Genomic DNA, 19128 nt, shown 5'->3' on the forward strand with positions numbered 1-19128 from the left:
CCGTTGTTACCGACGAGTTGAATGTAAGAGTGCCAATGGTGGTTGGCAAGGTTGCGGGAACGCCCGGTTTCGGCCGACTCCTACTGCTCCGTACGCAGCAGTTCGGCGACCTCCGCCTCCACCCGCCGGGCCATCGCGCGGGCGAACTCCGCGGCCACGACCTCGCCCGCCACCGGGCGCAGCGCCGCCACCGCGTCCGTGACGTGCTGGACCTGGGTGGCCGAAAGGTGCTCCAACCCGTCCGGACCGATCACATACGATCGGAACAGCCCCACGAACCGGTCCGCGAGCGCCGCCGCCTGAGTCTGTACGAAGTCGCCCGCGTCCAGGATCTCCGTGAGCGGCACCCCCTGCCGCACCAGCGTCACGGTCGCCTCCAGCAGCCCGCGGCTCGGGAAGGTCACCGTGTCGCCCTCGATCGTGACGTACCGCAGGGCCGCCGCGCGCCGGGTGTCCTGCGGGGTGGCCGCCGGGCCGAACAGCGCGCGCAGCTCGGCCAGCGTCATCGTGACCGGGTCCTCGTGCACCCAGCCCCGGGTCATCTCCCGCTCCAGGCCCAGCAGTCGGCCGATGCCGCCGCCCTCTTCCCAGGCGTCCAGCAGCTCCGCGATGCCGTTGACGGTGTAGCCCCGGCCCAGCAGGTCGCTGATCAGCCGCAGCCGGGCGAGGTGGTCGTCGGAGTACCAGGCGATCCGGCCCTCGCGCAGGGGCGGCGGGAGCAGGCCGCGCTCCTGGTAGTAGCGCAGGTTGCGCACCTTCACGCCCGCCGCGAGGGCGACTTCCTCCCGGCGGTAGCGGGCCGCCGGTGCGCCCTCGCGGTGCGCCGTGCCCTCACCGCCCGATGGGGTCGGCCCGACCCGGATGCTGCTCACCCGCCGAGTCTAGGACCTGATCAGGACGCCTCGGCGGGTACCCGCGGGTAGGGGGCGATCACTCCCCGGCGGGCCGGTCCTGGGTCCGGGGTGCCTGCTTGACGGCGCGCAGGACCACGAACTTCGGGTCGCTCGCGACGAGTTGGCTGTTGCCGAAGAGCCTGCGCAGCCGGACGTGGTAGCCGAGGTGGCGGTTGCCGACCACCCACAGCTCGCCACCGGGCCGCAGCGCCTGGCGGGCCTGGGCGAACATCCGCATCGCGGTGGCCTCGGTCGTCGCCTGGTGGGAGTGGAACGGCGGGTTGTTCAGGACCAGGTCCACCGAGCCGTCCGGGACCCCGGCGAGCCCGTCGCCGACCAGGAACTCGGCCTTGCGGTCGTCACCCGGGACGTTGGCCCGGTACGTCGCCTCCGCCGAGGCCACGGCCTGGTACGACTCGTCGGTGAAGATCACCTCGGCGTCCGGGTGGCCCAGCGCGGCGGCCGTGCCGACCACGCCGTTCCCGCAGCCCAGGTCCACGATCCGGGCGGCGCCGGTGCGGGCGGGGAAGTGCTGGAGCAGGAACCGGGTCCCGATGTCGAGCCGGTCCGCGCAGAAGACCCCGGCGTGGTTGACCGCGGTGAGCCCGGAGCCGGCGCCCGAGTCCTCGTCCAGGGTGTACGTCAGCGGCCAGGGCCCGGGCGCGGCCGCCTCGCGGGCCGCCTGCGGGCCGGGCGTGGCGAAGATCAGCCGGGCCTTCTTCTCCGCGAGGGAGGTCCGGGTCGGGCCGATGATCCGCTCGAAGAGCCGCAGCGTGGAGGTGTGGATGTCCTTGACCATGCCGGCGCCGACGACCACGGTGTCCGCGTGCAGGTGCGGGGCCAGCCGGTGCAGCTGGTCCTCCAGCAGCGCGAGGCTCTTGGGCACCCGGACGAGCAGCACGTCGATCCGCTCCGGCGGGGCGTCCTGGGTGGTCAGCAGCCGGACCCCGGCGTCGGCCGCCCCGGCGCGCGCCAGGTTGGCCCGGGTCGCCTCGCGGGTGAGCGAGGAATCCGTGATCTGTACGGGCCGGTGCGCGGCCAGCGCCGTCACCAGGGCCCCCCAGCGGTCCCCGAGCACGGTGATCTGCCCGTCCAGCTCCACCGGCGGGCGCTCACCGGTACCGGCGGCGAGGTGCCGCAGCAGGTACTCGTCGGCGGCGTCCCAGGCGCGGAGCCGGTCGCGGGCGTCCTCGGGGAAGCGGGTGAGCTCGTGGGAGCCGAAAGGCGTGGTGAGACGGTTCATATGCGACCCAGGCTAGCCGAGTGCGGGGCTCCCTCCCGCACCCGGCGGGTCCCGGGAGCGTCCCCGGGACCCGCCGGGCCGGGGCCGCCGGGGGCGTTACGCGCCGCCGGGCGAGGGGAAGTCGCCGGACATCGCGGCGGCGAGTCGCAGGTGGGGGGCCGCCTCGGCCGCCCTGCCCTGGCGCTCCAGGGTGCGCCCGAGCAGCAGCCGCGCATAGTCCTCCACCGGCCAGCGCTCCAGCAGGGCGCGCAGCTCGCGCTCGGCCTGGGACAGGCGGGCGGAGTGGTAGTAGGCGCGGGCCAGCAGCAGCCGGGGGGCCAGCTGCTCGGGGGCCTCGGCTGTCAGGGTCTCCAGCACGCGGGCGGCGGGGACGTACTCCTTGGCGTCGAAGAACAGTCCCGCGCGCGTCCAGCGTTCGGCGGCCGTGCCCTGCTCGTAGTACGCGGAGGGGGTGGGGACGGTCGGCGTCGTGTCCATCGGCGTGCTCATCGGTCCTCCCGGCTGGGCCGGTCTGCCCCCGCACTACTCGGTCGGCGGGGTTCCGGTCGCTGCAACACGCCGGTACGGCCGGACATTCCGGCGAACGCGCCCGCCACGCGCCGCGTAGGTTGTGCCCATGAGCAATCTCGAACGCCGGCCCGCCCTGTCCGCCTGCGGCGGGCGCGGCTTCGTCGTCGCCGAACCGGTCCGTGAACTCCTCAGCCCCCGCCGCGTCACCCTCGGCGCGGGCACCGAAGTGCGCAGGCTGCTGCCGAACCTGGGCCGCCGGATGGTCGGCGCCTGGTGCTTCGTCGACCACTACGGACCGGACGACATCGCGGAGGAGCCGGGCATGCAGGTGGCCCCGCACCCCCACCAGGGGCTGCAGACGGTCAGCTGGCTGCACCAGGGCGAGGTGCTGCACCGCGACAGCGTGGGCAGCCTCCAGACCGTCGGGGTCCGGGAGCTGGGCCTGATGACCTCGGGGCACGGCATCAGCCACTCCGAGGAGAGCCCCCGCCCGCACGCCCGCTTCCTGCACGGCGCCCAGCTGTGGGTGGCGCTGCCGGAGGAGCACCGCCGGGTGGCCCCGCACTTCGAGCACCACGGCGAGCTGCCGCACGTCACCGCCCCCGGACTGTCCGCCACCGTGATCATGGGCACCCTGGACACCGCGACCTCGCCCGGAACGACGTACAGCCCGCTGGTGGGCGCCGACATCAGCCTCGCCGCCGGGACCGAGGCGCGGCTGCCGCTGGAGCCGGACTTCGAGTACGCGGTCCTGTCCATGGCCGGCGAGGCGGTCGTGGACGGCGTTCCGGTGCTGCCCGGTTCGATGCTCTACCTGGGCTGCGGACGCAGCGAACTCCCGCTGCGCGCCGCCTCCGATGCGAGCCTGATGCTGCTGGGCGGCGAGCCGTTCGAGGAGGAGATCCTCATGTGGTGGAACTTCGTGGCCCGCACCGACGAGGAGATCCGCGAGGCCCGTGCCGAGTGGATGGGCGGCAGCCGCTACGGCGAGGTGAAGGGCTACGACGGCCCGCCGATCCCCGCGCCCGAACTTCCCCCCGTCGCCCTCAAGCCCCGGGGCCGCGTCCGCTGACCGGCGGGCCCGGGGCGGCTCCCGGCGGGCGCGGCCGGCTCCCGGCGGGCGCCGGGGGCCGCCCCGAAATATGATGGCCGCTGAACCCGCCAGACCTGGGAGCGGTCCATGGCCCCGCCACGTGCCCCGCGGCCGACGAGCGCCGACGACCTGCTCAGCAGGCTCGGGCGGCTGACCGCGCAGGCGCGCGAACGCGCGGAGTTCCAGCTGGCCCGGGTGGAGCTGGCCGAGGCCCTGCAGCGCAGGATGCTCCCGGCCGCGCTGCCGAACGTCCCCGGACTGCGGACGGCCGCCCGGTACGCGCCCGCGCGGCACGGCCTGGACATAGGCGGCGACTGGTACGACGGCTTCCCGCTGCCCGGCGGCGCCCTCGGCTTCTCCCTCGGTGACGTCCAGGGGCACGACGTCGAGGCGGCCGCCTTCATGGGGCAGGTCCGGATCGGGCTGCGCGCGGTGGCCGCCTCGGCCGCCGACCCGGGCGAGGTGCTGAGCCGCGCCAACGACCTGCTGCTGTCGGTGGACACCGACCTCTTCGCGACGTGCAGCTTCCTGCGCTTCGACCCGCAGACCTGGGCCCTGGAGAGCGCCCGCGCGGGGCACGTGCCGGCCGTCTGGGCGACCGTCGACGGGGAGTACGGGATCTCCCTGGACGCGGGCGGGGTGCCCCTGGGGATGCTCGCGGGCGCCGTGTATCCGGTCACCCGGCGCAGGCTGACCAAGGCGGGGGCCTTCGTGCTGCTCACCGACGGGGTCGTCGAGGGGCCCACCTTCCCGATCGACGAGGGGCTGGCCCGGGTGGCCCGGGTGGTCCGCGAGGGGGCCGGCGCCGAACCGGGCGAGCTGGCCGCCGCGGTGATGGAGGTGGCGGACTCCACCGGGCACGCGGACGACGCCGCGGTGCTCGTCCTGTGCCACGACGCGGCCGGCGGCGACCCGGGGTGAGGTCGCGGCCCCGCTCGCCCGGGCCGTCCGCCGGTCCCGGGGGACGGGGCCGGGCGCGTGTCACGCCCCGCCGGGGCGCGGGGACGGTGTTCTGATGGTGCGGTGCGCAACGAGGGGTGGCGACGTCTCTGCGGAGCGGTTCTCCGGATCCTCGCCGTGGCCGTCGCGTACTACGTGACGGGACGGATCGGCCTGCTGCAGCGGGTCGCGATCGACGGCGCCGTCGTCACGCCCCTGTTCCTGCCGACGGGGATCGCGCTGAGCTGCCTGCTCCGGCTGGGGCTGCGGGTGTGGCCGGGAATCGCCCTCGGCAGCTACCTCGTGATCGAGACGATCAACCCGTTCCAGCCCTCCGGCCTGGCGATCCTCGCGGGCAGCACCCTGGCGCCGGTGTGCGCCTTCCTGCTGCTGCGCCGGGTCGGCTTCCGCACCGAGCTGGACCGGCTCGGCGACGGTGTGGCCCTGGTCTTCCTCGGCGGCATGGTGCCGATGCTGATCAGTGCGACCGTCGGCTCCGTGGTGGTCTACCTCGGCGGCAGCCTGGCGTCGGGCGGGTTCTGGTCGTTCTGGGCGGCGTGGTGGGCCGGTGACGCCATGGGGGTCCTCGTGCTCACGCCGCTGCTCCTGGTGCTGCGGCGGCCGTACGGACTGTCCCGGGACCCGGTGCGGTGGGCGGAGGCGGTGCTCCTGGCGGCCGGCGTGGTCGTGGTCTCGCTGTTCGTGACGCGCAGTTCGATCGCCCTGCTCTTCCTCGTCTTCCCGCTGCTGATCTGGGCGGCCCTGCGGTTCCGGCTGCCGGGGGCCGCGCCGTGCGTGCTGCTGGTGTCGGTCCTGGCGATCTCGGCGGCGAACGACCGGGTCGGGCCGTTCGCGGACCAGACCCTCTTCCAGGTCATGGTCAACCTCCAGGCCCTCAACGGCTCCGTGGCGCTGACCGGACTGCTGCTGTCGGCGCTCGTGACCGAGCAGCAGCACATCCGGGAGAAGATCGAGGAGGCGTGCCTGGAGATGGCCGAGCTGGTGGACAGCCTCCTGCCGGGGCGCCCGTCGCAGGACCGGCCGCCGCGGGATCCCGAAGGGCGCGACTGATCCGGCCCGTCTCGGCGCAAGGGCCGCGGTCCGGCGCCGTCGGCCGTCTGATCCGGCATTGCGGCCGGTCGGGTGATTTGGCCGAACTTCACATAGCAGTTATAGGTGCCTCAGGCATCTAATGGGGAGCGGCACACGACCGATCGATCGCTTGTGAGGTCAACACATGACAGAACCCGCCGTCGCCTTTCCCCAGGACCGCACCTGTCCCTACCACCCGCCGGCCGCCTACCAGCCGCTGCGCGAGGCGCGACCCCTCTCGCGGGTCACCCTCTACGACGGCCGCTCCGTGTGGGTGGTCACCGGCCACGCCGAGGCGCGGGCCCTGCTGACCGACTCCCGGCTCTCCGCCGACCGCGAGAACGCGTCGTTCCCCAACACCGTGGCCCGCCTGAAGGGGCTGCGGAACCGGCGGGTGGCGCTGCTCGGCCTCGACGACCCCGAACACAACGTGCAGCGCCGCATGCTGATCCCGAGCTTCAGCCTCAAGCGGACGGCCGCCCTGCGGCCGCAGATCCGCGAGACCGTCGACCGCCTCATCGACGCCATGATCGAGAACGGCCCGGGCGCGGAACTCGTCAGCGCCTTCGCCCTGCCCGTGCCGTCCATGGTCATCTGCGCCCTGCTCGGGGTGCCGTACGCCGACCACGAGTTCTTCGAGGCCCGCTCGCGCCGCCTGCTGCGCGGCAAGGACGCCGCCGACACCGAGCGGGCCCGCGACGAACTGACCGACTACCTGGGCGACCTGATCGACCGCAAGTGCGCCGCACCCGGCGGTGACGGGCTGCTGGACGAGCTGATCGCGCAGCGGCTGGTCACCGGCGAGGTGGACCGTACCGAACTGATCGACCTGGCCACGATCCTGCTGATCGCCGGGCACGAGACCACCGCCAACATGATCTCGCTCGGTACCTTCACCCTGCTGCGCCATCCCGAGCAGCTGGCCGAGCTGCGCGCCGATCCGGAGCTGATGCCCGCCGCCGTGGAGGAGCTGCTGCGGTTCCTCTCGATCGCGGACGGCATGCTCCGGGTCGCCGCCGTCGACATCGACATCGCCGGGGTGACCATCCGCAAGGACGACGGGGTGGTCTTCTCCACCTCGGTCATCAACCGCGACGAATCCGCCTATCCGGTCCCCGATGCCCTGGACTGGCACCGCTCGGCCCGCCACCACGTCGCCTTCGGCTTCGGCATCCACCAGTGCCTGGGGCAGAACCTGGCCCGAGCCGAGATGGAGATCGCCCTCGGCGCCCTGTTCGAGCGCCTGCCGGGGCTGCGCCTCGCCGCACCCGCCGAGCGGATCCCCTTCAAACCCGGGGACACGATCCAGGGGATGCTCGAACTCCCCGTGACCTGGTGAGGCCGGCGTGAGCCCGCGCATCGACATCGACAAGGACGTCTGCATCGGCGCCGGACAGTGCGCCCTGACCGCCCCGGGAGTGTTCACGCAGGACGACGACGGGCTCAGCGAACTGCTGCCCGGCAAGGAGGACGGCGACGGCAGCACGCTGGTGCGCGAGGCGGCCCGCGCCTGCCCGGTGGGAGCCATCACGGTCCGCCCGGGCTGACGGCGGCCCCGGTTGGCGGGGCGGTGGCCCGTGCTCGCATGATGGTGCTGCCGCACTGATCACCACCCCAGGAGCACCGATGGCGAGCCGGGTCCACCAACCGCTGGAGAACGAGGAGTTCGACTTCATCCTCGGACACGTCCCCGGGCCCGTCCTCGTCTGCTTCACCGGGACCTGGCCGAAGGTGGCCGCGGTCTGCAAGGACATGGACGCCCTGGTGCGGGAGGCGGCCGACGCGTACGAGGGGCGGCTGACCGCCGTCAAGGCGGACATGACCCGCTGCCCGGGGCCGACCGCCCGCTACGGGGTCACCAGCGCGCCCTGGTTCGTGCTGGTCACGGCGGGCGAGGTGGTGGCCACCCGGGAAGGGGCGCTGGACCGGGAGGGGCTCAGGGCGTTCCTGGACGCCGCTCTCTGACGGGCGCGCCGGGGGAGCGCGGTTCCGGTGCTGCCGGCGAACCGGTGCCGGGCGCGCCGGGTACGTCCGCCCCGGCCGCTTCGGCCCGGCGCAGCAGCAGGGCCCGTTCCCGTGCGTTGCGGGTCAGCTCCGCCGCGCGGGCGAACTCGGCGCGCGCCTCGGCGGACCGCCCGAGCCGGGCCAGCAGCTCGCCCCGGACGCTGGGCAGCAGGTGGTACGCCTTGAGTACGGGCGCTCCCGCCACGGCGTCCGCCACGGCCAGGCCCGCCGCCGGACCCTCGGCCATCGAGACGGCGACCGCCCGGTTCAGCTCGACCACGGGCGAGCCGGTGAGCGCCGAGAGCCTCCCGTACAGGGCGGCGATGGCCCGCCAGTCGGTCTCCTCGTAGCTGCCGGCCCGGGCGTGGCAGGCGGCGATCGCGGCCTGCAGCGCGTACGGCCCCGGCTCGCCGCCGAGGTCCCCGGCCGCCGCCAGCGCGGCGAACCCGCGCCGGATCAGCAGCCGGTCCCAGCGGGTGCGCCGCTGGGCGGCGAGGAGGACCGGGCGGCCCGCGGCGTCGGTGCGGGCCGCCGTCCGCGAGGCCTGGATCTCCAGCAGCGCCGCCAGCGCGTGCGCCTCGGCCTCCGCGGGCATCAGCGCGGCCAGCCGCCGGGCGAGCCGCAGCGCGTCCTCGCAGAGCGCGGGCCGGATCAGGTCCTCGCCCGCGGTGGCGGCGTACCCCTCGTTGAAGATCAGGTAGACCACCTCCAGCACGGCCGCCAGCCGCTGGGCGCGCTCGGGACCGTACGGCACCTCGAAGGGCACGCCCGCCGCCGCCAGGGCCCGCTTCGCCCGCACGATGCGCTGGGCGACGGTGGCCTCCGGGGCGAGGAAGGCCCGGGCGATCTGGTCCGTGGTCAGCCCGCCCAGCAGCCGCAGGGTGAGCGCGATCCGGCCGTCCCGGGGCAGCACCGGGTGGCACGCGGTGAAGATCAGCCGGAGCACGTCGTCGTCGATGTCGCCCGGCCCGGCCGGTTCGGGATCGTACGCCGCCTCATCCAGGTCGCGCCCCAGGTCGGCGAGCCTGCGGGCGTAGGCCTCCCGCCTGCGCACCAGGTCGACGGCCCGGCGTCGGGCGGTGGTCGTCAGCCAGGCCGCCGGGTTGTCCGGGACACCCGTGCGCGGCCACTGCTCCAGTGCCTCGACGAGGGCGTCCTGGGCGATCTCCTCGGCGAGCCCGACGTCCCGCACGATCCGTGCGGCCGTGGCGACGATCCGCGCGGATTCGATCCGGAAGACGGTCTCCACCGTGCTGTCAGTGCTCACGACCACCCATCAGAGCACCCCGCGGCCCGGCCCGGCAACGAAGCCGGGCCGGGCCGGGCGCGCGGTGCCCGCGCCGGGCTCAGCCCTCGGCGACCTCGCGGACCTCGCAGGTGATCGTCCAGTAGTCCTCGTGGACCGACAGGAACCGCTTCGTCCACTCGACCGCCTCGGCCAGGTCCTTGGCCTGGAGCATCGCGTAGCCGCCGACGACCTCCTTGGCCTCGGTGAACGGGCCGTCCACGACCGAGGTCCGGCCGCCCTCCCAGGTCACCCGGGCGCCCTGCGCGGTGGGCGCGAGACCGGCGGTCTCCAACAGGACACCGGCCTTCGTCATCTCCTCGATGAGCCGGCCCATCCGTTCCATCAGCGCGTCGCTGGGGCCCTCGGCCGGGGCGTTGGCCTCGTCGAGGCGGATCATCGAAAGGTAGCGGGGCATGACGTACTCCTTGTGCCGTTCCGTCCGGGGGCGGGGGTCCTTCCCCGCCCCTCACTCATACGTCGAACGGCGCCCGGCGGGATCGACACACGCCGGGAGAATTCTTCCGCGGATTTCCGCGGGCCCCGGTGCTTGACTGGAGCCCATGCCCTTCGAGAACTACGGAGTACTGTCCGGGACCCTCCACCGGCACGTCCGCGACGACCCCGACGCGCAGGGGCGCTGGTCGCGCGTGCACCTGGAGATCGACACCCCGGCGGGCCGTCACACGTGCGCGATCGACGTGGACGGCGGGCAGCGCGGCGTCGGCGTGCAGTGGAAGGTGCTCACCCTGTACCCCTCCGTGCTGGAACCGGTGGACGCGCCGGCGCCCGGCTACCACGACCTGTCCCGCGCCCGCGGATCGGGCGCGCTCGACTACCTCCGGCACCCTGCGCTCGGCGACCGGGCGGGCCGGCTCTTCGGCCGCCGGGTGCCGGGACGGCTCCGGGGCCCGCTCGACCGGCTGAGGCCGCCGCGGCCGTGGACCTCCGGCTCCTTCCGGGAGGCCTCGCAGGCGCTGGAAGCGCTCCTCGTGCCGGGGCGGCCGGTCCTCGTCTTCGGCGAGCCCTCGCAGGAGGGGCTCGGCCTGCGCCGCGTGCACCAGAACCAGGGCGACCCCCTCGGCACCCGGTGGTGGGCCGAGAACGGCACCTGGCAGGACGGCGCCCTGCTCGTGCGGCGCCCGGACGGCCGGTTCGACGCGTTCCTGTCCCGCTTCTCCACCCAGGCGGACGCGACCGACCCGGACGGCCACCCGCTCCCAGAGCCGAACTAGACGGTGGCGGGGGCCGCTTCCGGCTCGGGGCTCCGGACCGCGACCCGGGCGCACAGTGCGGCCAGCGGGAGTTCCGCGCACACCGCCAGCGCCACCGCCGTCATCCGGGCGCCGCCCGCCGCCGAGGTCGTCACGTCGAACCAGGCGTCCAGCACCAGCACCGCGGCCGTCGCGGCGGCCGCCGCCCCGGCCCGCGGGTCGCCCCGGCCGAGGAGCAGCCCCGTACCGGCGAGGCCCGCGGCGAGCATGACGTCCAGTCCGATCCAGGCCGTGGACCAGTGGGAGACCTCGACGGTGTGCGGCAGGGTCCTGGCCAGCACCGCGATCCACGGCACCAGCGCGATCCCTGCCGTCGTGAGCACCGTGGCGGGCCGGGGGACGCGCGGGGACCGGCGCCGGCTGAGCGCGGAGGCGGCCGACCGGGGCCGGGGGAGCCGGGGGAGCGGGTTCAGGGGGACACCGCGGGTCCGGAACTGCGGGGCGACGAGCGTCATGCGGCGGAACTCCCTCCGGCCCGGCGGTCCGTCCCCCGGGCACGGTGACAACACTGCTGGTCGGGAGCGCCGGGGTCAGTAGTGGCACGGTCCGAAAAGGGGGTGGCACTGGCTACACCCCCGCACGGGCACCAGGGTGGTGGCAGGTCCCTGACCAGTGCCGTTACCGTGAGCGCATGGCACCTCCCGGCGCGCTGCGGCGTACGTACACCTGGATCGCCGGGCACACGCCGTGGTCGGCCTGGGCCCGGCGCAACACCGTCTTCACCGTCGCGGCCGTCCCGACGGCCCTGCCCGCCACCGCCGCGTTCGCCGTCCTCATCCCGGCCCCGGGCCGTGCCCCCGTGGCGCTGCTCCTCCTGCTCCTCCTCCAGCCCCTGCTCACCGTGCTCCAACGCAGCCGCCTGTGGGCCCTGTTGGCCCAGGACGTGCCGCCCGTCGGCCACCTGCGGCCCTGGTGGACCCCGCGCGGCTGGCTGGAGCGGCTGCGGGCCGAATCGACCTGGCGGCAGTACGGCTACCACCTGCTGGTCAGCCCGCTCGCCGGCCTCGGCGGCGGCCTCGTCGCGCTGGGCTGGGCGGTCGGGCTCGCGGGCACGAGCGTCTTCGCCTGGTCGTGGATGCGGCCGGTCTCCGAACGCGGCACGGGATGGACCGACGACGAGGTCCTCCTCACCGTGGCGGGCGCGCTGCTGCTGCTCCTCACGCCCTGGCTGGCCGCGGGCCTCGCCCGGCTCGACAGCGGCCTCGCGCGCAGGCTCCTCGGACCCAACCGCGCCCGCGAACTCGAACGCCGGGTCGAGGACCTCGCCGAGAGCCGGGCCGGTGTCCTGGACGCCGCCGACCTCGAACGCCGGCGCATCGAGCGGGACTTGCACGACGGCGCACAGCAGCGCCTGGTCTCCCTCGCCATGAACCTCGGCATCGCCCGCGCAGCCCTGCGCGACCTGCCGCCCGAGGCGAAGGCCGTCATCGACGAGGCCCACCGCGAGGCCAAGGAGGCCATCGAGGAACTCAACAGCCTGGTGCGCGGCCTGCATCCGGCCGTCCTGGAGGACCGCGGCCTGGACGCGGCCCTCTCCGGCATCGCCGCCCGCGCGCCGCTGCCCGTCGAACTCACCGTGGAACTGGCCGAGCGGCCGGGTCCCACCGTCGAGGCCGTCGCCTACTTCGTCGTCTCCGAAGCCCTCGCCAACGTCGCCAAGCACGCCCGGGCGAACCGCTGCCAGGTGGTCGCCCGGCGCCACGGCGACCGGCTGCGCATCACCGTCACCGACGACGGGGTGGGGGGCGCCGACCCCGCGGGCGGCACCGGGCTCATGGGCCTGCGCAAGCGCGTAGGGTCGGTCGACGGAACCATCGTGATCAACAGCCCTCTCGGGGGCCCGACCGCCGTGACTGTGGAGCTGCCGTGCGCGCTGTGATCGCCGAGGACTCGGTGCTGCTGCGAATAGGGCTGGTCAAAGTCCTCGAAATGGCGGGCTTCGAGGTGGCCGCCGAGACCGGGGACGCCGAGGGGCTGCTCGCCGCCGTCGAGGAGCACGCCCCCCAACTCGCCCTGGTCGACGTCCGGATGCCGCCGGGCTTCACCGACGAGGGCGTCCGCGCCGCGCTGATGATCCGCCGTCAGTGGCCGGGCACCTCCGTGCTGCTGCTCTCGCAGTACGTCGAGGAGCGCTACGCCGCCGACCTGCTGGCCACCCAGACCGGGGGCATCGGCTACCTCCTCAAGCAACGGGTCGCCGACGTCGAGGAGTTCATCGACGCCCTCAAGCGGGTCGCGGCCGGTGGCACCGCCCTCGACCCGCAGGTGGTCGCGCAGTTGCTGCTGCGCCGGGGCGGTGGACTGGACCCCCTGGACCGGCTGACCCCGCGCGAGCGCGAGGTGCTCGCGCTGATGGCCGAGGGCCGCTCCAACGCGGGCATCGCGGCCGAACTCGTCATCAGCGAGAGCGCGGTGGCCAAGCACATCAACAACATCCTGGCCAAGCTCGACCTCCCGCAGGCCGACGGCGACCACCGGCGGGTCCTCGCGGTGCTCCGCTTCCTGGACGGGTCCCCGTGAGCCGCGTGCGCGGGGACGGCGGTACGGGTGCCTCCCCGGCGGGGGCGGCTGCGGGTGCGGCGGCCGCGACCGGCGCGGCGGCTCCGGCGCGGCCCGGGGCTGCGGCGCAGCGCCCGCGGCCCCGGCGCCGCACCGCGTGGACCGTGGCCGCGGCCCTGAGCGCCGTGTTCATCGTGGCGCCGGCCGCCTGGAAGGCCTGGAGCCACCGGTCCGCCGAGAGCGGGGTGCTGCGCGGCGACAGCGGCGGGTTCACGGTCACCGCGCTGCAGATCGACGCCGGGGACGCGGCGGTGACCGTCAGCCCCCGCGGGGACCAGCGGGTGGCCTACCGCGCGGACCTCCGCTGGTCCCTGGCGCGCCCGGAGATCGAGGTGAGCCGCCTCGGCGGCACCCTGCGGCTCACGCCGCGCTGCCCGGGCGCCGGCGGCGTGCTCGACGCGGGCGGCGGCTGCGGGGTCGACCTCGGCGTCACCGTGCCGGTGGGCATCCCGGTCACGGTGACCGGGGGATCGGGCAAGGTCGACATCAGCGGCCTCGGCGGCGCCGTCGACGTGCGGACGGACTCCGGCGCCGTGCGGCTGACCGCGCTGCGCGGCCCGCTGCGGGCCGTCGTCGGCTCGGGCGCGCTGGAAGCCACCGCGCTCACCTCCCCGGAAGCGGACCTCCGCGCCGGCTCGGGCATGGTCGACGCCCGCTTCCTCGCCCCGCCGGACCGGCTCGCCGCGCGCACCGACTCGGGGAGGATCGCGCTCACCCTGCCCGTCGCCACCCGCTTCCGGGTGACGAGCCGAGCGGGCAGCGGACGCCTGGACGTGGCCCCGGGCATGGCGGATCCGGCCGCGCCTGGCACCCTCGACCTCTCGACGGAGTCGGGCCGGGCGGCGGCGGGCTACCCGTAGCCGCCCGGCGCGGGACCCCCGCTCCCACCCCGACCGCCCCGCGTACGGCCGGACGGAGGGCGCCGACACACGCCCCGACGCCACCCCACACCTCTGCCGCCTGGCAGCGCCGCCCCCAGCCCGAAGCGCTGCCTCGCGGCCCCCGGCCCCGGGCCCGGGCGCCCGCGGGCCTTGGTCCCGGGCGCCGGTGCATGCGGACCTCGGTCCCGGGCGCCGGTGCGCACGGGCACCGGCTCCGGGTGCCGGTGCGGACGGGCACCGGTTCCGGGCGCCGGTGTCCGCGGACCTCGGCCTCGGCTGGGTCCCGCCGCCCCTCGGCTCCGGGCGCCCGGGCCCGCCGCCCGCGGACCCCGCCGGTCGCCGCAGCCGCCCGCCGTCCTCGGCCCCGAGCCCTGGAGCCCGCCGTCCTCGGCCCCGAGCCCTGGGGCCCACGGCCCTCGGCCCCGAGCCCCGAGCCCCGAGCCCCGAGCCCCGAGCCCCGAGCCCCGAGCCCCGAGCCCCGAGCCCCGGGGCCCGCGGACCTCGGCTCCGGGCCCCGCCCCAGTGCTTGCCGTCTCCGGCCGCGGGCCCCGTCGCCGGGCCGCTGCCCAGCGCCACTCCCGGGCTGCGGCCCAACGCCACCGCCGGGCCGCTGCCCAGCGCCACCGCCGGGCTGCGGCCCAACGCCACCGCCGAGCCGCTGCCCAACGCCGCCGCCGGGCTGCGCCGACCCGCGGCCCAGCCCTGCCGCCGGTCGCCGTCCCCTGGCCGCCGCGACCGGCGCGCCGGGCGGGCCCCGGCGCCGACCGTCCTTGGTTCGCAGCCGGTGCCCGCCGTTCTCGGCCCGGAGCAGTGCCCATGGGCCCTCGGCCCCGAGCTCCGGTGCATGCGGACCTCCGCCTTGGCCGGGACCCGCCGCCGCTCGGCTCCGGGCCCCGGCCGCAACTCGCGCCCTCCCAGCCCCGGGCCCGCCGCCAGGCGACCGGCGGGAATGCGCCAGCGGGGCGTTGCGGGCCTGGCGGCACCGGGCCGGCGCGGGTTTGACTTCGCGGTCATGAGACGACACACGATCGCGGGCGCGCTCGGCGCCCTCGTGCTCGCCGCGGCCGCGCTGACCGGCGCGGGTCCGGCCGCCGCCGCGCCGGATGCCGCCACCCCGGCTCCGGCGGCCGCCACCCCGCCCGCCGAGTTCGGCAGCGACTGGCACGATCCGCTCACCGCCGCCCCGCCCGTCGCGAAACCGGCCACGCGCTCCTGCGAAGTCACCCTCGCCGAGGCCCAGTTCCGCGACTTCACGCCGTACCGGGGGAGTTACGCGCCCCCCACCGGCTGCGGCGCCTCCTGGAGCAAGGTGGTGCTCCGCCTCGACGGCAAGGTCAAGGGCCGCCAGTTCGACCGGCTCGGCCATCTCTCCGTCGGCGGCGTCGAGATCCTGCGCACCTCCACCCCCGAGCCCTCGCCCGACGGCATCGCCTGGTCCGTGGAAAAGGACGTCACCCGCTACAGCCCCACCCTGCGCGCCGCGCAGCCGGTCGAGATGCTCATCGGCAACGTCGTTGACGACACCTACACCGGGGTCATCGACGTCAAGGTGACGCTGACCTTCTACGCCGCCGAGCACGGCCGGGGCCGCCCGGCCGCCGAGGTCCCCGACCGGGTCCTCCCGCTCACCTCCCCGACGCTGACCACCCCGCGCAACACCGAGCGGATCCTGGCCGAGGTCTACGCCACCGGCTCGGGCGGCGGCTGCGAGGAGTTCTGGTACCTGGCCACTCCGGACGCCGCCCCGTACTCCTGCAAGGCGGCCGAGGGGCCCTACCGCGAGGTCCGCATCGCCGTGGACGGCCAACTCGCGGGCATTGCGGCCCCGTTCCCCACCGTGTGGACCGGCGGCTGGTCGAACCCCTTCCTCTGGTACGTCACCCCCGCGCCCCGCGCCTTCGACGTGCAGCCCGTCGTCTACGACCTCACCCCCTTCGCCGGACTCCTCAACGACGGCCGCGCGCACCGCGTGGAGGTCTCCGTCGCCGGAGTGCCCGCCGGGCAGAGCGGCTGGAGCACGCCCGCGAACGTGCTGCTCTGGCAGGACCCGGGCCGCCAGGTCGTCACCGGCGCGCTGACCCGCAGCGAGCAGAGCGAACCGGCCAACTCCAGCGTCTACACGCCGGGTCCGCAGCACCGCGTCGACACCACGGCCGGACACCGGCTCACCGTCAGCGGATACCTGAACACCTCGCACGGCCGCGTCACGACCACCGTCAGCCGCACCCTGGCCAACACCTCCGTCCACCGCTGGACCGACGGGGAGAACCAGGACGCCCTCGTCGCGGACTGGTCGGACGACGAGAGCGTCACCAGCGGCCGCACCACCACCAGCACCCGGCGCGCCTACGCCATGAACGGCGAGACCACCCTCGGCGCCGACGGGCGGCTGCGCACTGTCATCTCCCTCGGCGACCGGGCCGACACGGCCGCCGTGCGCGACGACGGCGCCCGGCTGTCCTGGTCCCGGCTGGACGACCGCTACACCGGCGACGCCTCCTACACGGCCGGTGTGCCGCGCGAACAGCGCCACGCGGTCGGCACCAGCAGCGAGCGCTACCGGCTCACCGGTTCCGGCGGCTGCTACGACCGCACGGTGACCAGCGTCCAGGGGACCCTCACCCAGGACCTGCGCCGCTGCTGACCCGCCACCGCGGGCCCGGGCCGCCTCCCCGCGCCCGGGTCCGCCTCCCCGCGCAGGGGAGGCGCCGGGCGGCCGTGACATTCGTACCGTCCGGGTCCGTACGGGCGGCTCTGCCGCCGGGGCGGCCCCGGTCCCTACGGTGGGGGGCATGACGACGACAGCCCCGCCCGCCACCGACTGCGAACGCGGCCCGATGGGCGCGCCGAACGGCTTCACCCTGCTGCCCTGGCTGCTCATGGGCATGGGGGCGGTGTCCAACCTCTTCCAGGGGCGGACACCGCAGCCGTGGATCGGCGCCCTGGGCGTGCTGGTGTTCAACTCCCTCTACATCAGCGTGGTGTTCCGCGCCTTCGTCCCCCGCAAACGGGCGGCCTTGAGCACCCGGATCAGCCTGGCCGCGCTGGGCGCGGTGACCTTCGCCCTGGCCCTCGCCTACGGCGGCAACTGGCTGCTCTTCTTCCCGCTGCTGGGTCTGGCCACCGGGGCGGTGGTCCGCGGCCGCCGCGTCACCCCGGTGATGCTCGGCCTCAGCCTGGTGGCCGGCGCGGTCGCCTGGTGGCACGAGGGGTGGGGCGGGGTCAGCGGCATCCTCTACGGCACCTTCCTCTCCGGGATGGTGACCGCCGCGATCCTCGCCCTGTCCGAGACCGTGGCCGAGCTGCGCGAGACCCGGCAGGAGCTGGCGCGCGGCGCGGTGGAGCAGGAGCGGCTGCGCTTCTCCCGGGACCTGCACGACCTGCTCGGGCACACCCTGTCGGTGATCGTGGTGAAGTCCGAGGCGGCCCGCCGGATCGCCCCGCGCGACCTGGACGCGGCCGTGGCGCAGATCGTGGACATCGAGTCGATCGGACGGCAGGCGCTCGTGGAGATCCGGGAGGCCGTCACCGGTTACCGCGAGTCGAGCCTGGCGGAGGAGCTGGACCGGGCCCGCGCCGCGCTCACCGCGGCCGGGATCGAGCCCGCCGTCCACCGGTCCGGGCCGCCGCTCACCCCCCGCGCCGAGGCCCTGCTGGGCTGGGTGGTCCGCGAGTCGGTCACCAACGCGGTCCGGCACAGCGGCGCGGCGCACTGCTCGATCGAGGTGACCGGCGGCGCGGAACGGGCCCGCGTGGTGATCGCGGACGACGGGGGCGGCGTAGGCTCGGCGGCGCCCGGCAGCGGGCTCACCGGACTGGCCGAGCGCCTCGCGGCGGCGGGCGGGACCCTGTGCAGTGGTCCGCAGCCGCGCGGGGGGTTCCGGGTCGTCGCCGAACTCCCGGTCGACGAGAGCACGGGCTGAGGAGGACGCGATGATCAAGGTCTTGCTGGCCGAGGACCAGGGGATGATGCGGGGCGCCCTGGCGCTGCTGCTCGGGCTGGAGGAGGACATCGAGGTCGTGGCCCAGGTCGCGGCCGGTAACGAGATCCTGCCCGCGGCCCTGGCCGCCCGGCCCGACGTGGCCCTCCTCGACATCGAACTCCCCGGTCTCAGCGGCCTCGACGCCGCCGCCGAACTGCGCACCCGCTGCCCCGGCACCCGGGTCCTGATCCTGACCACCTTCGCCCGCCCCGGCTACCTGCGCCGGGCGATGGAGGCGGGGGCCGGCGGCTTCCTCGTCAAGGACGGCCCCGTGGAGGAGCTGGCCGCCGCGATCCGGCGGGTGCTGGCGGGGGAGACGGTCGTCGACCCCGCGCTCGCCGCGGCCGCCCTGAGCGTGGGCCCGAACCCGCTGACCCCCCGCGAACGCGACGTCCTGACCGCGGCCGCCGACGGCGCGACCGTCTCCGACATCGCGGCGAGGCTGCACCTGTCGGAGTCGACGGTACGCAACTACCTGTCCGCGGCCATCGGAAAGACCGGCACCCGCAACCGCATGGAAGCCGTCCGCGCCGCCCGCCGCCAGGGCTGGCTCTGACTACCCCGCCGCGGACCGCGGTTCAGGCGCCGAACGAGCCGTGACGGCCCGCGCCCCCGGCGAAGCGGGCCGCGCCGGCGAGGGTTTCGCCGGTGGTCAGCGGAACGAGGCCGTGGCGGAACTCCCCGGCGAGGGCTTCCGGTTCGGGAAGGCCGTGCTGCTCCAGCACCGACAGCCGGTCGTGCCGCAGGCAGAGCTGCGGGAACGCGGCGATCTCGCGGGCGAGGGATTCCGCCGCCTCGCGTGAACGGCCCGCCGGAACCAGGCGGTTGACGAGCCCGATGGCGTGCGCCTCGGCCGCCGGTACGGCGCGTCCGGTGAGGATCAGGTCCATCGCCCGGCTCTCGCCGATCAGCCGGGGGAGGCGGACCGTACCGCCGTCGATCAGGGGCACGCCCCAGCGGCGGCAGAACACGCCGAAGACCGCGTCCTCCTCGGCGACCCGCAGGTCCGCCCAGAGGGCCAGTTCCAGCCCGCCCGCCACCGCGTGCCCGGCGACCGCCGCGATCACGGGCTTGCTCAGCCGCATTCGAGTGGGACCCATCGGTCCGTCCCCCTCGGCCTCGGCCCGGTTGCCGCGTCCGGTGCCGATGGCCTTGAGGTCGGCGCCCGCGCAGAAGGTACCGCCCTCGCCCCACAGCACCGCGACGGAGGCGTCCGGATCCGCCTCGAAGGCGCGGAAGGCCGCGGCCAGCCGCTCGGCGGTGGGCCCGTCCACGGCGTTGCGGGCCCCGGGCCGCGAGAGGACCACCGTGAAGACGGGCCCGTCGCGCTCGATCCGTACCGCTGCGTTCGCGTCCTCCACCGTGCACCCCT

At 75.4% G+C, this 19128-nt stretch carries 20 protein-coding genes; 13 read left to right on the forward strand and 7 right to left on the reverse strand.

Going from position 1 to position 19128, the window contains the following annotated elements; translation table 11 throughout:
* Nucleotides 1-80: 80 nt before the first annotated feature.
* From AC0693_RS09840 to AC0693_RS09850, 3 genes are all read right to left on the reverse strand, one after another.
* On the reverse strand, nucleotides 81-872 hold the full coding sequence (locus AC0693_RS09840) for a MerR family transcriptional regulator (RefSeq protein WP_468468492.1): 792 nt from the start codon (nucleotides 870-872) through the stop codon (nucleotides 81-83).
* A gap of 58 nt (nucleotides 873-930) precedes the next feature.
* Nucleotides 931-2136 carry a methyltransferase gene (locus AC0693_RS09845; RefSeq protein WP_469315652.1) on the reverse strand — a complete coding sequence of 402 codons (1206 nt, stop codon included), beginning with the start codon at nucleotides 2134-2136 and terminating at the stop codon, nucleotides 931-933.
* A gap of 96 nt (nucleotides 2137-2232) precedes the next feature.
* Nucleotides 2233-2625, reverse strand: coding sequence for a tetratricopeptide repeat protein (locus AC0693_RS09850; protein WP_478801416.1), 393 nt, complete (start codon nucleotides 2623-2625; stop codon nucleotides 2233-2235).
* Between the two features lie 127 nt (nucleotides 2626-2752).
* Between AC0693_RS09850 and AC0693_RS09855 the strand changes: the two genes are divergently transcribed.
* From AC0693_RS09855 to AC0693_RS09880, 6 genes are all read left to right on the forward strand, one after another.
* Entirely contained in the window at nucleotides 2753-3718 is a 966-nt protein-coding gene (locus tag AC0693_RS09855; protein WP_478801417.1) for a pirin family protein, read from the forward strand.
* A gap of 108 nt (nucleotides 3719-3826) precedes the next feature.
* Nucleotides 3827-4660: a PP2C family protein-serine/threonine phosphatase gene (locus tag AC0693_RS09860; protein ID WP_478801418.1), complete on the forward strand. Its 834-nt coding sequence runs from the start codon at nucleotides 3827-3829 to the stop codon at nucleotides 4658-4660.
* Nucleotides 4661-4762: 102 nt separating this feature from the next.
* Nucleotides 4763-5749 (forward strand): MASE1 domain-containing protein, encoded by a 987-nt coding sequence (locus AC0693_RS09865; protein WP_478801419.1) that lies wholly within the window; start codon nucleotides 4763-4765, stop codon nucleotides 5747-5749.
* A 166-nt stretch (nucleotides 5750-5915) separates the two neighbouring features.
* A complete protein-coding gene (locus tag AC0693_RS09870; protein ID WP_469336170.1) occupies nucleotides 5916-7109 on the forward strand; it encodes a cytochrome P450 in 1194 nt (397 codons plus the stop codon).
* A 7-nt stretch (nucleotides 7110-7116) separates the two neighbouring features.
* The gene (locus AC0693_RS09875) at nucleotides 7117-7317 is read left to right on the forward strand and encodes a ferredoxin (protein WP_478801420.1); all 201 of its coding nucleotides are present in this window, start codon (nucleotides 7117-7119) and stop codon (nucleotides 7315-7317) included.
* A gap of 79 nt (nucleotides 7318-7396) precedes the next feature.
* Complete coding sequence (locus AC0693_RS09880) at nucleotides 7397-7735, forward strand: thioredoxin family protein (RefSeq protein ID WP_469315659.1); 339 nt, start codon at nucleotides 7397-7399, stop codon at nucleotides 7733-7735.
* On the opposite strand, the gene AC0693_RS09885 is transcribed toward AC0693_RS09880, so the two are convergent.
* Together AC0693_RS09885 and AC0693_RS09890 are read right to left on the reverse strand one after the other, a co-directional pair.
* The gene (locus tag AC0693_RS09885) at nucleotides 7707-9041 is read right to left on the reverse strand and encodes an RNA polymerase sigma factor (RefSeq protein WP_478801421.1); all 1335 of its coding nucleotides are present in this window, start codon (nucleotides 9039-9041) and stop codon (nucleotides 7707-7709) included. The two genes, AC0693_RS09880 and AC0693_RS09885, sit on opposite strands and share 29 nt — an antisense overlap.
* Before the next feature lie 79 nt (nucleotides 9042-9120).
* Complete coding sequence (locus tag AC0693_RS09890; RefSeq protein ID WP_469315661.1) at nucleotides 9121-9477, reverse strand: YciI family protein; 357 nt, start codon at nucleotides 9475-9477, stop codon at nucleotides 9121-9123.
* A gap of 145 nt (nucleotides 9478-9622) precedes the next feature.
* On the opposite strand from AC0693_RS09890, the gene AC0693_RS09895 reads away from it, so the two are divergent.
* On the forward strand, nucleotides 9623-10294 hold the full coding sequence (locus AC0693_RS09895; protein WP_478801422.1) for a DUF2278 family protein: 672 nt from the start codon (nucleotides 9623-9625) through the stop codon (nucleotides 10292-10294).
* Here AC0693_RS09895 and AC0693_RS09900 read toward each other — a convergent pair.
* Nucleotides 10291-10788, reverse strand: coding sequence for a hypothetical protein (locus tag AC0693_RS09900; RefSeq protein WP_469315663.1), 498 nt, complete (start codon nucleotides 10786-10788; stop codon nucleotides 10291-10293). The genes AC0693_RS09895 and AC0693_RS09900 overlap by 4 nt on opposite strands.
* A gap of 176 nt (nucleotides 10789-10964) precedes the next feature.
* Between AC0693_RS09900 and AC0693_RS09905 the strand changes: the two genes are divergently transcribed.
* The 6 genes from AC0693_RS09905 (at nucleotide 10965) to AC0693_RS09930 (ending at nucleotide 18312) form a co-directional block, all read left to right on the forward strand.
* Nucleotides 10965-12212 carry a sensor histidine kinase gene (locus AC0693_RS09905; RefSeq protein ID WP_478801423.1) on the forward strand — a complete coding sequence of 416 codons (1248 nt, stop codon included), beginning with the start codon at nucleotides 10965-10967 and terminating at the stop codon, nucleotides 12210-12212.
* A complete protein-coding gene (locus AC0693_RS09910; protein ID WP_356414072.1) occupies nucleotides 12200-12853 on the forward strand; it encodes a response regulator transcription factor in 654 nt (217 codons plus the stop codon). Before AC0693_RS09905 ends, AC0693_RS09910 begins: the two co-directional genes overlap by 13 nt.
* Nucleotides 12850-13752 carry a DUF4097 family beta strand repeat-containing protein gene (locus AC0693_RS09915; RefSeq protein ID WP_478801424.1) on the forward strand — a complete coding sequence of 301 codons (903 nt, stop codon included), beginning with the start codon at nucleotides 12850-12852 and terminating at the stop codon, nucleotides 13750-13752. The genes AC0693_RS09910 and AC0693_RS09915 overlap by 4 nt, the downstream gene beginning before the upstream one ends.
* A 1033-nt stretch (nucleotides 13753-14785) precedes the next feature.
* The gene (locus AC0693_RS09920; protein WP_478801425.1) at nucleotides 14786-16417 is read left to right on the forward strand and encodes a peptide-N4-asparagine amidase; all 1632 of its coding nucleotides are present in this window, start codon (nucleotides 14786-14788) and stop codon (nucleotides 16415-16417) included.
* A gap of 148 nt (nucleotides 16418-16565) precedes the next feature.
* A complete protein-coding gene (locus AC0693_RS09925) occupies nucleotides 16566-17696 on the forward strand; it encodes a sensor histidine kinase (protein WP_478801426.1) in 1131 nt (376 codons plus the stop codon).
* Nucleotides 17697-17706: 10 nt separating this feature from the next.
* Nucleotides 17707-18312 carry a response regulator gene (locus tag AC0693_RS09930; RefSeq protein ID WP_478801427.1) on the forward strand — a complete coding sequence of 202 codons (606 nt, stop codon included), beginning with the start codon at nucleotides 17707-17709 and terminating at the stop codon, nucleotides 18310-18312.
* A gap of 22 nt (nucleotides 18313-18334) precedes the next feature.
* Here the strand turns inward: AC0693_RS09930 and AC0693_RS09935 are convergent, their stop codons facing one another.
* The gene (locus AC0693_RS09935) at nucleotides 18335-19117 is read right to left on the reverse strand and encodes a crotonase/enoyl-CoA hydratase family protein (protein ID WP_478801428.1); all 783 of its coding nucleotides are present in this window, start codon (nucleotides 19115-19117) and stop codon (nucleotides 18335-18337) included.
* Between the last annotated feature and the right edge of the window lie 11 nt (nucleotides 19118-19128).

This window comes from Streptomyces sp. NPDC043876, assembly GCF_056435825.1.

Coding starts and splice junctions, on each gene's coding strand:
- AC0693_RS09845 (WP_469315652.1), bottom strand. CDS start 2,136: ATGAACCGTCTCACCACGCCTTTCGGCTCCCACGAGCTCACCCGCTTC.
- AC0693_RS09850 (WP_478801416.1), bottom strand. CDS start 2,625: ATGAGCACGCCGATGGACACGACGCCGACCGTCCCCACCCCCTCCGCG.
- AC0693_RS09855 (WP_478801417.1), top strand. CDS start 2,753: ATGAGCAATCTCGAACGCCGGCCCGCCCTGTCCGCCTGCGGCGGGCGC.
- AC0693_RS09860 (WP_478801418.1), top strand. CDS start 3,827: ATGGCCCCGCCACGTGCCCCGCGGCCGACGAGCGCCGACGACCTGCTC.
- AC0693_RS09870 (WP_469336170.1), top strand. CDS start 5,916: ATGACAGAACCCGCCGTCGCCTTTCCCCAGGACCGCACCTGTCCCTAC.
- AC0693_RS09880 (WP_469315659.1), top strand. CDS start 7,397: ATGGCGAGCCGGGTCCACCAACCGCTGGAGAACGAGGAGTTCGACTTC.
- AC0693_RS09890 (WP_469315661.1), bottom strand. CDS start 9,477: ATGCCCCGCTACCTTTCGATGATCCGCCTCGACGAGGCCAACGCCCCG.
- AC0693_RS09895 (WP_478801422.1), top strand. CDS start 9,623: ATGCCCTTCGAGAACTACGGAGTACTGTCCGGGACCCTCCACCGGCAC.
- AC0693_RS09900 (WP_469315663.1), bottom strand. CDS start 10,788: ATGACGCTCGTCGCCCCGCAGTTCCGGACCCGCGGTGTCCCCCTGAAC.
- AC0693_RS09905 (WP_478801423.1), top strand. CDS start 10,965: ATGGCACCTCCCGGCGCGCTGCGGCGTACGTACACCTGGATCGCCGGG.
- AC0693_RS09920 (WP_478801425.1), top strand. CDS start 14,786: ATGAGACGACACACGATCGCGGGCGCGCTCGGCGCCCTCGTGCTCGCC.
- AC0693_RS09925 (WP_478801426.1), top strand. CDS start 16,566: ATGACGACGACAGCCCCGCCCGCCACCGACTGCGAACGCGGCCCGATG.
- AC0693_RS09930 (WP_478801427.1), top strand. CDS start 17,707: ATGATCAAGGTCTTGCTGGCCGAGGACCAGGGGATGATGCGGGGCGCC.